Source organism: Streptomyces sp. NBC_01450 (assembly GCF_036227505.1).
Taxonomy (GTDB): Bacteria; Actinomycetota; Actinomycetes; order Streptomycetales; family Streptomycetaceae; genus Streptomyces.
This window is the reverse complement of the sequence record NZ_CP109481.1, coordinates 32,357-46,652: the sequence shown is the minus strand read 5'-3', so window position 1 is coordinate 46,652 and position 14,296 is coordinate 32,357. Positions and strand designations below refer to the sequence as shown.

Here is a 14,296-nt window from a genome sequence, read left to right as displayed (position 1 = left end):
CTTGGGCCCGCCCGGTCCGGGCCCGCGGCCCTGGCCGTCCTCGCGACAGCACGCGACGGAAGCCCTGGCCGCCCGTGCCACCGCGCTCCGTCGGTAACCGGCCCCACGACGGCGCTCAGCCTCGCACCCCCGCGACGCCCAAGGGGTCGCGGGGGTGCGAGGCGACAGCGGGAGCCGGCGCGGGGTTTGCCGCCGTCGGGGCAGCGGTCGGGCGGGGGGCACAGGTTCGGCCTCGGCGGGCTGCCGCCGGGGCCGGGCGTTCTGCCCGCGGGGTCAGCTCCCCCCTCCGCCGCCCTCGCCGTCGGGCGGGAGCGGGGTCGCGGTGCTCCACGACGAGGCGCTCGGCGCGAGTTCCTGAGCCTTTGCCGACGCCCGGGCGAGGGCGGTCTTGAGGGGGATGCCGAGCGCGGACGCGGCGGCGGCGACGTCCTCGTACTCAGGTTGTCGGTTGACAAGGCGGTGGCGGTGGCTGGCGAACTTGATCCGGACCGGGTGCCCGTCCAGCGACACGGTGGCGAAGTGCCGCGCCAACTCGTGCTTCCCGACCGGGTACTCGCGCAGGCCCAGGGTCGAGGTCTCGGTCAGCACGACATCGCGGAGCGCGGCCAGCCGGGACGGCGGGCACAGGACCGACAAGGTGTGGGCGGGGCGCCCCTTCTTCATCACGATCGGGGTGAGCCAGGCATCGGCGGCGCCCGACTCCAGCAGCCGGGACAGGACGTACGGCCAGACGCGGGGGTCGAGGTCGTCGATGTTGGCGTCGACGACCACCGCCTCCGTGAGCCGGGGCTCACCGCCCCCGCCGTCCTCGCCGTCCTCGACCTCGCCGCCTGCTGCTGTGACGGAACGGCCCAAAACGACCCGGACGACGTTGGGCGTCCGCGGCAGGTCGCGGGTGCCGGCGCCGGTTCCGGTGGCCCGTACCCGCAGCAGCGGCAAACCGCCCCACGAGCCGCACAGGGTCAGCAGCAGGGCAGCCCCCGTCGGCGTGCACATCTCGAAGGGCTGGTCACCGGAGCGGACCGGGGCCCCGTGGTCGGCGGCGAGGCGCAGCACGGCGGGGACGGGCACGGGGATTGATCCGTGCGCGCTGTCGACCCGGCCGTGGCCCAGGACCAGGGGGGTCGAGGTCGCCTCGGTGATCCCTAGTTCGTGGTGCGCGGCGCAGACGGCCGTCACGTCGGCTATCGCGTCGAGCGCGCCCACCTCATGGAAGTGCACGTCGTCGACGGGGACGCCGTGGACGGCCGCCTCGGCGCGGGCCAGCCGCGAGAACACCGACAGCGCGGTGTCGCGGACGGGCGCGGGGAGGGACGCCCTGGCGAGCAGGGCGCGTACGGCGTGCCAGGTGCGGTGCGGGGGGCTCGGCTCGGTGTCAACGTGCGCCTTGGTCGCGGCGAGCCCGCCGCGTACCACGCGCTCGGTGCGGAGGCGGATCGCTCCGGGCACGACCGCGTCGACCGCCCGCTGCAGGGTCTCCACCGAGGCCCCGGCGTCGAGCAGCGCGCCCATGAGCATGTCTCCGCTGGCCCCTGACGAGCAGTCGAACCACGCTGAGGCGGCCATCTAGGTCACCTCCTGGTGCGGCGCCCCCGCGGCGCGGCGGGCGATCCGGGCAGCGGCGACGGCCGCCCCGAATCCGTTGTCGATGTTGCAGACGGTGATGCCGGGCGCGCAGGAGTTCAGCATCCCCATCATGGCGGTCAGACCGCCGAGTGAACTGCCGTAGCCGACGCTCGTCGGAACCGCGATGAGGGGGACCCCGACCAGGCCGCCGACCACGCTGGGCAGCGCGCCTTCCATGCCGGCCACCACGATGAGGCAGTCGGTGTCGTGCAGTTCGCCGAGGACCGCCAGGAGCCGGTGCAGGCCGGCCACGCCCACGTCGCGGATGCGGCGCACCGCGCAGCCGTACTCCGCCGCGACGAAGGCCGCCTCGGCTGCCACCGGCTCGTCGGAGGTGCCGGCGGAGAGCACGGTGACCGTGCCGCGGTGCGTGGGGCGTTCGCCGAGCGCGGCGCAGCGGGCGACCGCGTCCACCCGGGCGTCCGGCAGGGCCGCTTCGACGGCTGCCAGCGTCTCGTCGGACAGCCGCGTGGCCAGCGCCGGCCGCGAGCCCGGCTGCTCGCGCAGCGCCAGCAGCAGGGCGACGGTCTGCTGCGGGGTCTTCCCCGCGGCGTAGACGACTTCGGGGTCGCCGGTCCGCAAGGCCCGGTGGGTGTCCAGCCGTGCGAAGCCGAGGTCCCTGACGCCGCCGCGCCCCGCGCCCGACAGCGGTCCGTCCCGCAGGGCGCGCAACGCGTCCTCGACCGTGCCCGCTCCCGACGCGACGCGTTCCAGGAGTGTGCGCACCTCGTCAACGTCCATTCCCGTCCTCCCGGGGTCGTCCGACGGCCATGGTGTTGAGGGATCCCGAGCGGAATCCGAGGGGATCGACCTCGACCTGCCCGAACCCGGCCGCGCGCACGGCGTCCAGGGCCGGGTCGCAGCCCAGCACCGCCGGGACCGCGGGCCGGTCGACCTGGATCAGGGCACGGTCCCCGAGATCGCGGACGCGCAGATCACCGGAGGTGATCCCGGCGTTCCGCAGCGCGTTCCGCAGCGCCTCCTCGGCCTGCTCGACGCGGGACAGCCGTTCCCGGGTGATGGTCAGCCCGTACGCGATGCGGCTGGACAGGCACGGGGAAGCCGGTTTGCTCCAAGTGGCCAGTCCCCACCGGCTGCTCGCGGCCCGCACCTGGGCCTTCGTCAGGCCCGCGTCGGCCAGCGGGGTCAGGGCGCCCTGTGCGGCCGCGGCCTTGATGCCGGGGCGGAACGGGTCGAGGAGATCGTCGGCGTTGGTGCCCGTGGCGATCTGGCCGATCCCCTCTCCCGTTGCGAACGTCCGCAGCCGGTCGAGGAGTTCGGTCTTGCAGAACCAGCACCGGGACCGTGCGTTGCGCCGGTATCCGGTGCGTTCCAGTTCATGGGTGGTCACGAAGGCGTGGCGGACCCCGAGGTCCTGGGCGATCGCGCGGACCGCGCCGCGCTCGCGCTCCGACAGGCTGGCGGAGTCGCCGGTCGCGGCGAGGACGCGGCCGGGGCCGAGGGCGCGCGCGGCCGCGGCCACGACCAGCGTCGAGTCGGCGCCTCCGGAGAAGGCCACCAGCAGCGAGTCGAGGCCGGCCAGGCGCGCGTGCAGGTCATCCAGGCGCGAGGCGAGTTCGGCGTCCTCGGCAGCAAGGGCGGGGCGGGGCGCCGCAGCCAAGGCGGTGAGAGCCGCCGGATCGGCGGTCGGAAGGGTCGAAGGCAGGGGCGTGGGCATCACAGGTCACCCAATTCCGAGGGCGTGGAGCATAGGGCGCAGCTTCGCGCAGGTCTCGACGTACTCGTCCTCGGGGTCCGAGCCGGTGACGATGCCGCAGCCGGCGTAGAGCGAGGCGGTGTTGGAGTCGACCAGGCCGCTGCGGATCGCGACCGCGAACTCGCCCTGGCCCGCAGTGTCGGCCCAGCCGACCGGGGCGGCGTACCAGCCGCGGTCGATCCCTTCGTTGTCGGCCAGCCAGTCGAGGGACTGGGCCCGGGGGTGGCCGCCGAGCGCCGGGGTGGGGTGGAGGCGCTCGACGAGGTCCAGGATTCCGGCGGAGGTGTCGGCGAGTCGCCCCTCGACGGCTGTCGACAGGTGCTGCACGTGGGGGAGTTTGACCACCCGGGGTGCCTCCTCGTCCAGGTGCGTGCAGGTGGCGCGCAGGGCGTCCCGCAGGGCGCGTACCACCACGTCGTGCTCGTGCCTGGTCTTGGCGCTGTCGGTGAGTTCCCGCGCCAGGGCCGCGTCCTGCTCGGGGGTGGCTCCCCGGGGCGCGGTGCCGGCGAGTCCGAGGGTGTGTACGGCACGGCCGGTGAGCCGTACGAGATACTCCGGGGTCGCTCCGAGGAAGGTCTGGGTGCCGCGGCCCACGGCGAACACCGTGGCGTGCGGGTGCGTCCGCTCCAGCCGCCGAAGCGCCGCCGGGAGGTCGAACGGCGCACCGGCGGTCACCCGCACCTCACGGGCGAGCACGACCTTCTCGAAGCCGCCGGCGCCAATGCGGCCGACAGCGCGCCGGACCAGGTGCTTCCAGTCCTCGGCCGATGGAATTTCGGTCAGGGCCGCGGCTGCGCCGCTTGGTTCGCCGGACGCAGAGGTGGCGGGCGGCGCCGCGGCAAGACACCGTGCCGCCAGGCGGATCAGGGACCGGGCAACGTGGCGGGGGTTGTCCCCGGGGTGGATGACGGCGTTCAGGCGGACCTCCGCCGTGCCGGCGGCGGTGGCGCCGCGTATCTGGAGTGCCGGCACCCACATCAGCCCGTCGGGCCAGGCGGAGCCCTTCGGTGTCCTGGCGGGGGCGAAGGAGAAGCCGCCCACCAGCACGGGGCCGATCCCGGTGGGTCCTTCGCCGGGACGTCCGCCGAGCACCGCGCCCGAACTCAGCCGCTGCCAGGACTCCCGGGTGACCGCAACACGGCTGTCACCGTGGGCGGTCACGTCGTGGGCGGTACCGAAGGCGACGAGGAAGCCGCCGTCCCATGCCGACTGCCAGAGCAGGGAGCGTTCCGTCTGCGTACGGCCGTGGCTCCACAGGTCGATGGGGCGCGGTTGCGGTGACCGGGTGGCACAACTGGCGAGCACGGGGCGCGCCTCCCGGCGGGCGGCGGCGGCGGCCCGTCGGCACACGTCGAGGAGGTCTTCGTGGAAGGAGCGGCCGAGCGGGCCCGGAGCGGTGTCCCCGGGGAGCGCGGGCGCGGCGGCCGGACCGCAGGCTGTCCCTGGGCGGGACAGGTGCCGGCCGGGCAGCGGACGGGGGGGCAGGTGGGTATCGACGGACATCGTTCGCCTCCGGGGGTCAGACACGTGTCAGGCCGTGGGCGCGCGGCTGCCACAGGGTGCGGCCGACGGCCTCCGCGACCGGCCGGAGCCGGTCCATGAGTTCGGTGAACTGCGCGCCGCTGAGCGCCTGGGCACCGTCGCAGAGAGCGGCCTGCGCGTCGGTGTGCACGTCGATCAGCAGCCCGTCGGCCCCGCACGCGGCGGCGGCCAGGGACATGGGCCCGACGAGGTGGGGCCGGCCGGTGCTGTGACTGGGGTCGACGATCACGGGCAGATGTGTGAGCCGCTTGGCCTCGGCGACTGCGCTCAGATCGAGGGTGAAGCGGGTGCTGCGGTCGAAGGAGCGGATGCCCCGCTCGCAGAGCACCACGTCGCCGTTGCCCATGTGCATCAGGTACTCGGCGGCGAGCAGCCACTCCTCGATGGTGGCCGCCATGCCCCGCTTGAGCAGCACCGGTCGGCCGGACGTCCCGGCCTCACGGAGCAAGGCGAAGTTCTGCATGTTGCGCGTGCCGATCTGGAGCATGTCGCTCTCCTCGGCGACCCGTTCGACGTCCTGCGGGGTGACCACCTCGGTGACGACGGGCAGCCCGGTGCGGCTGCGCTGCTCGGCCAGCAGGGCCAGGCCCGCGACCCCGAGGCCCTGGAAGCTGTAGGGCGAGGTGCGGGGCTTGAAGGCGCCGCCGCGCAGCATCGCAGCGCCGGCGGCCACGACCGAGTCGACGACGCCGTTCATCTGGGACTGACTCTCCACCGCGCAGGGTCCGGCGATCACCACGAACCCGTCGCCGCCGAAGACGGCCCCGTCCGGGCCGCCCACCTCGACCCGGGAGTCGGCGGGGCAGAAGTCCCGCCCGGTCAACTGCTGGGCCCCCGAGACCATGACCAAACGGTCCACGCCGGCGGCGGTCTCGACGGCGAACGCCACCTCGGGCGCCGCGGCCGCCTCGGTGATCACCAGAGTGGCGCCCGCGAATTCGCCGATCACCGGATCGAGGCCGATCTCCCTCAGCAGGGCCAGCACGTCTGCGATCTGGTCCGGCGTCGCGTCTGCGCTCATGACAGCGATCATTGGTGCCTTCCCTAGGTGTGTGCGCCGCGCACCTCTCTTTGCGGGAGGTTTCGCGGACGGAGGCGATTCCCGCAAGTCGCGGGGCGCCGTGGTGAATTCGGGCTCGAGAGGGCCGGCCCGCGCGTGGCGGCGGCGGCCCGGAATTTTCCGGAAAGGACGTGTGTCGCACCCTTTTTGCGGGGTGCCGGTACGGTGGCCGGCGATTCCGGGGCCGCGGGCCCGGCGTGCCCGTTCGGTGATGAGAAGGATGCTGCCACGTCGGCGCGGCCTATTCCTAGCCCCGCCCCCGAGCCGTCCGGCCCACCGGCCTGTCGACCCGGAAACCTGCTCCCACCAGGTACGACGTCTCGTACGGCGCTCCTCACGCGGCGCCGCGTTCCACCGGTGTGCACCTTTTGCCGCCGATGCACCCCCGCTTTCCCCATACGGCCATGTCCACAAGGAGACGAGAGGCAGAACGAGGTTTCTGGCCCATGCTATTGATGCGCCCCGGCAGGAGGGCGGCCTGGAATTCCGACGCATACGGAGGCAGGAAGATGAAGATGATTGACATCAGTCAGGGTTGGTACCCGGGGATGCCGTCCTATGACGCCCCCTGGTATCCGGAGTTCGGTACGCGCCGGGCCATGACGCCGGCCACCGACCCCGCTAACGGCGGCCGCACTTTTTCCGACCTGAACCTCTTCCCGCACAACGGCTCCCACGTCGAATCCGGATTCCATTTCTACGAGGACCGCGAGAAAATCGACGAGGTCCCCCTGGAGATCTTCGTCGGCCGGGTCTGCATCGCGGATCTCTCGCACAAGGGGGACCTGGACCCGGTCACCGGCGAGGATCTCGACAAGGCGCTGGAGGCCGTGTGGCAGCCCGGGGACCGGCTGCTGATCAGGACCGACCACCCCAACCGCTACCTCGGCCGCGCGGACTACTGGGACAACCCGCCGTACCTCACGGTCTCCGCCGCTGACTGGGCCGTGGAGCACCAGGCGGTGCTCGTCGGCATGGACTGCATCACCGAGCGCCCTGACGACCGCAGCGGCCAGGTCCATCGGCGGCTGCTCGGCGCCGGGATACCGATCCTGGAGAACATCCAGAACCTCGACCGGATCACCGGACCGGTGGCCCAGCTCATGGCGCTGCCCATCAAGATCGCGGGGGTCGAGGCGGCGCCGGTGCGCGCCGTGGTCTTCGAGGACTGGCCGCTGTGAACCCAGGCCGGACCGACGCCACCGGACCGTCCAGACGTCCTGCCACCGGCGATACCGCCACGGTCTCGCTCACTCGCACCCGCGCGCCGACGGCGGAGGCCGTGGACCGCGCGGTCGAGGACGCTCTGGGGCTCGTCGGCGACCCGCTGGACGCGCTGGGACGCGGCGACCGGGTCGTGATCAAGCCCAACATGTTCCAGCGCAAGCCGGGTTTCCGCACCAGCCCCGAGGTGCTGCTCGCGCTGGCCAGACGCGCCTCGGCCCGCGGAGCACAGGTGTTCGTCGCGGAGCGCACCCGGGTGCTCCAGGAGATTCTGCGGGACAGCCCCGTCCACCGGTACGCCGAAGTGGTCAGCTTCGACGATCGGCCGCTGCGCATCGTGCAGATCCCGGGGGCCACCTCGCTGCGGGTGCCGATCGCGGTGCCCGACCTCGTCACCGACTGCGACTTTTTCGTTGGAGCCCCGCAGTTGCGTACCCACTCCAGTGTCGTGTTCACCAACGCCATGAAGAACCTTGTCGGCCTGCTGCCGGGGCTCACCACCCGCATTGTCCACATGGCGGGGGTCGAGGAGAGCATCGTCGACCTCAACCTGCTGCGCCCGCAGCACCTCGTGGTGTGCGACGCGACGACGGTCATCGAGGGCAACTACCCGATGGCCGGCCGGAGCAGGACGGTGGGCGTGGTGGCCGCCTCCCGCAACGCCGTGGCCCTGGACGCGGTGACGGCAGCCATGGCCGGGATCGACCCGTCGGAACTCGCCTACCTCCAGGACGCCTGGAGGCGTGGGTTGGGCCCGGCCGACCTCCAGTCCATCGGGGTCCGCGGGGAGGAGCTTCGCGACGTGTCCTTCCAAATCGAACGCGGACCGGTGGATCTGACCCCGCCCAGGGCGGGCATCCACATCCATGCCGAAACGGCCTGCCCGGACTGCCGCCGCTGGATCGCCGCGGCGTTGCGGCAACTGCGCGGCGAACTGCTCGCGTACGAGGGGGAACTGACCGTCGTGTCCGGGCCCCGGACCGAACTGCCCGAACTGCGCGGCGCGGTGGTCCTCGTCGGCAACGCGACGTACGAGCACCGCGAGGCGGGAGTGTACCTCGAAGGGTGTCCACCGCGGGCGATCCAGGTGGCCGGGTTCCGGCAGGCCATGGGTCTGCCCGTGTCGGAAGCCGAGCTCAGTCAGTCACGCCTGCCGGTGTCAGGCACCGCCCTCGACCCGGTCTGGCCCGAACTTGAGGAGTCTGTCTGAACGTTGACGACCTCGCGTGGAGCCCGGCGCCCGGCAGTCCCCGGCGCCCGGGCTCCATGCCGTTCCCGCCCCGGTACTCGTCCCCGGTAACGCGGCGGGAACCCATCGGGAAAGGCCACGCCCAGCATCAACGGTGTCAACAGCGACCACCACGCGAAAGGCAACCACCATGGGACGCAAGCGAGCCGGACTGGTCGGAATCCTCACTGCGGTGCTGGCCTTTGGACTCACGGCGATGGGCACGGCGGACCACGCGCCGAAACCGTCCCCCGCGCACCACGCGCTGGCCGAAGACAAGGGCCCCACCTTCGCCACCGCGTAGCCGGGGACACCCCGGCATACGCCGCCAAGCCGCACTGTGACGCGCCACAGCGCGGAACACCGAAGCACGCACCACCCGACCGCCCCGCGCGGAAGCACGCATGATGCCCCGGGGCGCCGCGCGGACCCGGTCACCACACCGGACCGGCCGCGTACCGAGCCCTGAGGGACGAACCATCGCCAGGCGCCGGCAAGCACCTAAGCCCGATTTGGAGGAGCAATGCCTCAGCCCACCGTCGTCGTCATCGCTGACGATCCCATCGTCAAAGAAGGCACGGACGCCTATCTCAGCCGCGTCGACGGGTTGCGCCTGAGTCCGATCGATGCCCTGCCGACCGCCGACGTGCTCCTCCTCCTCACCACACGCATCACCGAGAGCACCCTGGCGCTGCTCCGCAACGCCGCGACCGTCAACCGCAACCGGAGTCGACGCGTGGTGCTGGTGGTGAACGACATCAGCGAGCGGGAGCTGGTCCGTGCAGTCGAGCTGGGCCTCACCAACCTGCTGCTGCGCCCGGACAGCACCTACGAGCGCATCGTCGAGGCCGTCTGCCACCCGGGCGACTGCGTTCTGCCTACCTCGGCGATCCGGCTGCTGGCCGAACACGTCAAGAACGTGAACTCATGCGGTGCTCAGCTCCACGGCCTCTCGCACCGCGACATCGAGATCCTGAAGATGATCTCCGACGGCGCCAGGACGGCGGAGATCGCCGCAGCGCTCCGCTACTCCGAGCGGACCATCAAAAACGTCCTCCAGGCCATCATGAAACGGCTCAGCGTGCGCAACCGGGCACACGCCGTCTCGTGGGCGGTGCGCGCGGGACTCATCTGACTGTCCGGCGAGGTGAGACATGGGCCCACCCGCCCTGTAATCATGCGGCTCCGGGGCCGGATTTCGGCCCGGAACGCAATGTCCACATTGGATTTGTAACCGAGAGCTGACACCGTTTGTTGCCGAATTCGAGCAGCACGTGTTGATTCGCAGAGTCGGAAAATGTCACCGAGAAATGACACCGGTGCGGAGGGGCGCTTCACATCGGGAGGGAGGAAAGACGCACTGGCTCTGAAGGCCAGGACGTGTTTGTCATGGTTCGACGAATACGTCCTTGTTGAGCAGGTGCGGCGGATCCGCTCACCCGCCGGAGGTTATCTCGGACCAGGGGCAGCGACTGGCCACCGGCCACTGAGACCGCTGAGGTCATACACGTGTCGACACGGGTTTACCTTTCCGGTGACGACAATAGGGGGAAGACGGTTTGAAACTGCGGATAACCGAGCGTAGAGCGGAGACGGTCACAGCGGGCCGCACATACGACAGTATTAAATGCGGCCTTTTGGATATAATCCACAGCAATTACGTCTCGGTAGGATTCATCTTCGAGAAAGGAGTAGACGAGAAGCGACTTTTGGAGGGTCTTCGTCGCGCTCTGTCCCTTGTTCCGAGCTTTGCGGGGCGACTCCGGCTCCGACCGGGCGGGGCAGACATCGTTTGCTCTGATGCCGGCGTTCCTGTGTCAATCTTTGACGTCGAAGCGACACGTAATGAAGCTCTGTCAGACATGTCGAACCCCAACACGAGCTTCGGTGACACGGTCGACCTGGAGAGCCTGCCTGTAGAGCTGCGCCCTCTCCTGACGGTACGCATCTACTGGTTGGCGGATGGCGCACTTGCTCTCGGGTGCAGCTGGCATCACACTGCGGGTGACCTGCACAGCTTCATATTGTTCATGCAGGCCTGGTCGGCATTCGTTGAAGGCGATGCACCGCCGCAGATACTCATTGTCGATGATCGTGAAGCGCATTTCGACAGATTCCTTCCGCTGGAAGATTCGAGTAAGCCTGGCTACCGGCTGCTGACCCCGCGTGAGCTCGAACTACACAGCCACCTGCGCGAGCTGCCGGACGAACAAAAGAGAGTCACGCAGATCCACTTCGCCTCAGAAGAACTAGATCGAATGCGCCGAACGTTCAGCGAAACGGCCAAAGGAAAGCTTTCATCAAACGATGTGGTGTGCGCCCATCTGGTGACATCGGTTCGTCAGCTGCAGTGTGATGGCGGAGTGAATATATCGAGTATTGTCAGTCTGCGCACCCGGCTTGGCATGCCTGCCGGACTTATTGGCAATCCTCTCTGGCCCATGGTTATATCCAGTTCCTCGTCGCAGACACCTGTGGGCCTTGCGCATCAGATCAGAGAGGGCCTTGACGACTTTTCGAGGCTGCATCTCAATATACGCACGAGCCGCACATTCATCAACGAGACGGGAAAATCCTGGCCTGGCGATTACGGCCGTGTTCTAGGTGTGCCAGGGGACCCGATCTTCAGGATTACGGACTGGAGAAATTCTGGCGTCTATAGCATATCATTCGATGGTCAATTCCCGCGCTTCTTCAATTTCTTGCCGACGGGACTTTCTCAACTACCGCCTTCACTTGGCCCGCTTATTTCAATTATCGAAGCCCCCGGGCGCAGTGGACTGCTGATTACTCTCATCACGTCGGCGGCACTTGCGGAAGATTTGCGCAGCCCTGCAGGGGGGGAGATGATCCATCGGTTCAGGGAGCCGGGAGACGTTCAACCGACTTTTTTATCGGCCGTCGAACTGGCCTGATGTCAGTTATCCATGTAGTTGGGACACTTCCATCGCAGTGACCTGCAGAATCCCAACTGTGCTCATGAGTTGGGGATGGAGGGGCTGGCGCTCTGACCTGGCCATATGTCCAATCTCGCCCCAAGGGGACTCCGGACTGCAGTCGTCTGACCTGTGATGCCTTAACCTCGTGCTTTCGCGAGTGGGCCTGTCCGGGTCTTGATCAAATAAGTGGAGAGTGCTGCTGACCTGCAACGATGGGACTTGTCGAGGGTCCTGTCAGTTGCGAGGAAAGAAGCACTCTCCAGGTGAAGAAGCGTAGCGGGTCGTATCCGCGTGTTCGTGTCGAGGGCGGCGGCCGTGGGGTGGTCTCGCAGGCCGGGGCGGTGCTGCTGGTCGAGACGGTCCGCAAGTCCGGGCTGGACACCGCGATAGCGGCGGCACTGGCGCCGTGGCGCAAGCCGCGGGCAGTGCACGATCCGGGGAAGATTCTGCTGGATGTGGCCCTGGCCGTCGCGCTCGGCGGGGACTGTCTGGCCGACGTCGGCATGCTGCGGGCCGAGCCCGACGTGTTCGGCCCCGTGGCCTCCGATCCGACGGTCTCCCGTCTCGTCGACGCTCTCGCCGCAGCCGGCCCGAAGGCGCTCACCGCGATCCGGTCAGCGCGGGGCGAAGTGCGGTCGCGGGTCTGGGAGTTGGCCGGTGCGGATGGTTCGGCCGCCGGTGGCAGCGTGATCGTGGACATCGACGGCGTCCTCGTCCTGGCGCACTCCGAGAAGCAGGATGCCACCGCGACCTGGAAGAAGACCTTCGGCCATCATCCGCTCGTCGCGTTCGTCGACCACGGCGAGGCCGGGTCCGGGGAACCGGTGGCCGCGCTGCTTCGGCCCGGCAACGCCGGCTCCAACACCGCCACCGACCACATCGAAACCGCCCGACTCGCCCTGGCCCAGCTGCCCAGACACCTGCGGCGGGGACGGCAGACACTGATCCGGACCGACCCCGCAGGCGGCACCCACGCCTTCCTCGGCTGGCTCTCCCGCCGGGGCCGGTGGCTGTCGTATTCCGTCGGAATGACCATCACCGACGCCATCCACCAGGCCGTCCTGAAGATTCCGAAGAAGGCATGGACGCCGGCCTGCGACGCCGACGGCACCGAGCGGCCCGGCGCCTGGGTCGCAGAGATCACCGACATCCCCGACCTGAGCACGTGGCCCAAGGGCATGCGGCTGATCGTCCGCAAAGAACGACCGCACCCCGGCGCCCAGTTGCGCTTCACCGACCTCGACGGACTACGACTCACCTGTTTCGCGACCAACACAAAAGGCGGCCAGCTCGCCGACCTGGAGCTGCGTCACCGCCGCCGGGCCCGCTGCGAGGACCGCATCCGAAACGCCCGCGCCACCGGACTGCGCAACCTGCCCCTGCACGACACCGCCCAGAACCGGATCTGGCTGGAGATCGTCCAGATCGCACTCGACCTCCTCGCCTGGATGCCGATGCTCGCCCTGATTGCACAAACCCGCCGCTGGGAGCCCAAACGGCTTCACCTGCGCCTGTTCTCTGCCGCCGCCCAGCTGGTCACCACCGGCCGCCGCCGCTGGCTCCGCTTCACCGCCCGATGGCCCTGGACGGATGTGATCACCCTCGCGATCCAGCGACTCGCAGCCCTGCCGAACCCCGGCTGACCAGCGACTCCGACCATCCCGACGAACCAAAGCAACATCCCGGAGCCGTGGAACCCCGGCGCCCACCCGACGCGACAGCCGGGCCACCAACCTGCCCCAGCCCACGAAAATCCGCACCACCCAAGCACAGAGTCCCCGTCAGCGAACCGACGAGGACTCATGAACGATCGAGGTTAGGGCTGTTCGCGGGTTTGTGACCAGGGGGGTGGCGTCGCATGGTGCTGGTCGGCAGGGATCGGCGGGCGGCCCCAGTCCAGGACGTGGAGGCCTGTGCTGTGGATGAGGCCGGCGTCGAGTTGGAGGAGCTGGATGGGGGAGTGCCCGTGTCTGCGCAGCCACCTGAGGCGGCGTTGCTGTTCGGCTTGGCTCAGTGTGTGCCAGTGGTCGTAGTGGATGCCGGGGGCAGCGCCGGGGTTCTCGCGGGCCCAGGCGCGCACGAGGGTGGTTTCGTCTGGTGCGCTGTGCAGGGTGATCAGGGCCCAGGCGGTGTCATACGCCAGTGCCAGCCCGTGTCGGGCCATGAGCCGGCGGGTGCGCAACTGGCGCACAGGGGCCAGGAACCAGCGTGCGGTATGGAGTTTCATTCCGGTGTGCTCCCGGGATCGTGAGGGCGGTGCCGGAGGGCGGCGGCGGTGGTCAGGTCGTGGTGGCCGAGGGCCGTGAGGGTCTGGACGAGAGCCTGGACGAAGACCTCCCGCTGCTGCGGGGTGTGCAGGGTGGTGACGAGGTCGTCGGTAAAACGTCGGATGTCACCGCGCAGGTCGTCGTCCTGCGCTTCCTGCGGAGCAGGCAGCCCCTTCAGCGCCTGGGCAAGGTCTCCGAGGTCGTTGAAGCGGTTGGGGAACTGGGCCATCCACCACACGCGGCGTAGGTCCGGGTCGGCGAGCACCCGCTGCAGCTGGGCCAGGCGATGCAGCTCCTCGCCGTGTTCGAGGTCTGCCGCCTGCTGCCGACGGGCATGTTCCTCGGCCAGGGCGCGGTCCGCTGCCGCGACGCTCAGCTCGGCCATGCCACTGACCTCCAGCCCGGGCATGGGGCAACCACATTGTGCTAGGGATGAGTTGATGGCGTCGTGGGCCGCTGCGAGATCCAGAACGGAGTGCTGGCACAGGATTCCCGCGGCCTGCCGGCGCAGGTGCGCACGCGCCGGCATCGCCAGGTCGCCCTGGCCCGTGTCACCGGGGTGCGTCGTCCACTGCCAGCTCCCTGTGATGCGGACGGTGAAGCGCACACTGCTGATGCGGCTGGCCATCCGCTCGTCGCTCAGCAAGAGCGGATGAGCCGTGCTCGCGCCTGCCGCATCTGCTGTGCTGCGCC

Annotated in this window: 13 protein-coding genes; 6 read left to right on the top strand and 7 right to left on the bottom strand. The window is 69.7% G+C overall.

Annotated elements, in window-relative coordinates; genetic code table 11:
* Positions 1–273: 273 nt before the first annotated feature.
* The 5 genes from larC to aroF are packed head-to-tail and all read right to left on the bottom strand — an operon-like array spanning position 274 to position 5,918.
* A complete protein-coding gene (gene larC / locus OG568_RS48365; RefSeq protein WP_329529734.1) occupies positions 274–1,566 on the bottom strand; it encodes a nickel pincer cofactor biosynthesis protein LarC in 1,293 nt (430 codons plus the stop codon).
* Positions 1,567–2,367 (bottom strand): nickel pincer cofactor biosynthesis protein LarB, encoded by an 801-nt coding sequence (gene larB, locus OG568_RS48360; RefSeq protein WP_329529733.1) that lies wholly within the window; start codon positions 2,365–2,367, stop codon positions 1,567–1,569. It lies immediately after the preceding gene.
* Positions 2,357–3,304 (bottom strand): ATP-dependent sacrificial sulfur transferase LarE, encoded by a 948-nt coding sequence (gene larE, locus OG568_RS48355; RefSeq protein ID WP_329529732.1) that lies wholly within the window; start codon positions 3,302–3,304, stop codon positions 2,357–2,359. Before larE ends, larB begins: the two co-directional genes overlap by 11 nt.
* Positions 3,305–3,310: 6 nt before the next feature.
* The gene (locus OG568_RS48350; RefSeq protein WP_329529731.1) at positions 3,311–4,846 is read right to left on the bottom strand and encodes an isochorismate synthase; all 1,536 of its coding nucleotides are present in this window, start codon (positions 4,844–4,846) and stop codon (positions 3,311–3,313) included.
* Between the two features lie 16 nt (positions 4,847–4,862).
* The gene (gene aroF, locus OG568_RS48345) at positions 4,863–5,918 is read right to left on the bottom strand and encodes a 3-deoxy-7-phosphoheptulonate synthase (RefSeq protein ID WP_443077917.1); all 1,056 of its coding nucleotides are present in this window, start codon (positions 5,916–5,918) and stop codon (positions 4,863–4,865) included.
* A gap of 536 nt (positions 5,919–6,454) precedes the next feature.
* Between aroF and OG568_RS48340 the strand changes: the two genes are divergently transcribed.
* The 6 genes from OG568_RS48340 to OG568_RS48315 all read left to right on the top strand — a co-directional run bounded on the left by OG568_RS48340 (position 6,455) and on the right by OG568_RS48315 (position 12,979).
* On the top strand, positions 6,455–7,126 hold the full coding sequence (locus OG568_RS48340; RefSeq protein WP_329529729.1) for a cyclase family protein: 672 nt from the start codon (positions 6,455–6,457) through the stop codon (positions 7,124–7,126).
* Positions 7,123–8,379 (top strand): DUF362 domain-containing protein, encoded by a 1,257-nt coding sequence (locus OG568_RS48335; RefSeq protein ID WP_329529728.1) that lies wholly within the window; start codon positions 7,123–7,125, stop codon positions 8,377–8,379. The genes OG568_RS48340 and OG568_RS48335 overlap by 4 nt, the downstream gene beginning before the upstream one ends.
* Positions 8,380–8,548: 169 nt before the next feature.
* Complete coding sequence (locus OG568_RS48330; RefSeq protein WP_329529727.1) at positions 8,549–8,701, top strand: hypothetical protein; 153 nt, start codon at positions 8,549–8,551, stop codon at positions 8,699–8,701.
* Between the two features lie 219 nt (positions 8,702–8,920).
* Positions 8,921–9,532, top strand: coding sequence for a helix-turn-helix transcriptional regulator (locus OG568_RS48325; RefSeq protein WP_329529726.1), 612 nt, complete (start codon positions 8,921–8,923; stop codon positions 9,530–9,532).
* 424 nt (positions 9,533–9,956) lie between these two features.
* Positions 9,957–11,312, top strand: coding sequence for an acyltransferase (locus OG568_RS48320; protein ID WP_329529725.1), 1,356 nt, complete (start codon positions 9,957–9,959; stop codon positions 11,310–11,312).
* A 287-nt stretch (positions 11,313–11,599) separates the two neighbouring features.
* Positions 11,600–12,979: an IS1380 family transposase gene (locus tag OG568_RS48315; protein ID WP_329529724.1), complete on the top strand. Its 1,380-nt coding sequence runs from the start codon at positions 11,600–11,602 to the stop codon at positions 12,977–12,979.
* A gap of 173 nt (positions 12,980–13,152) precedes the next feature.
* Here OG568_RS48315 and OG568_RS48310 read toward each other — a convergent pair whose 3' ends face one another.
* Both OG568_RS48310 and OG568_RS48305 read right to left on the bottom strand, forming a co-directional pair.
* Positions 13,153–13,563 (bottom strand): hypothetical protein, encoded by a 411-nt coding sequence (locus tag OG568_RS48310; protein WP_329529723.1) that lies wholly within the window; start codon positions 13,561–13,563, stop codon positions 13,153–13,155.
* Entirely contained in the window at positions 13,560–14,231 is a 672-nt protein-coding gene (locus tag OG568_RS48305) for a hypothetical protein (protein WP_329529722.1), read from the bottom strand. Before OG568_RS48305 ends, OG568_RS48310 begins: the two co-directional genes overlap by 4 nt.
* Between the last annotated feature and the right edge of the window lie 65 nt (positions 14,232–14,296).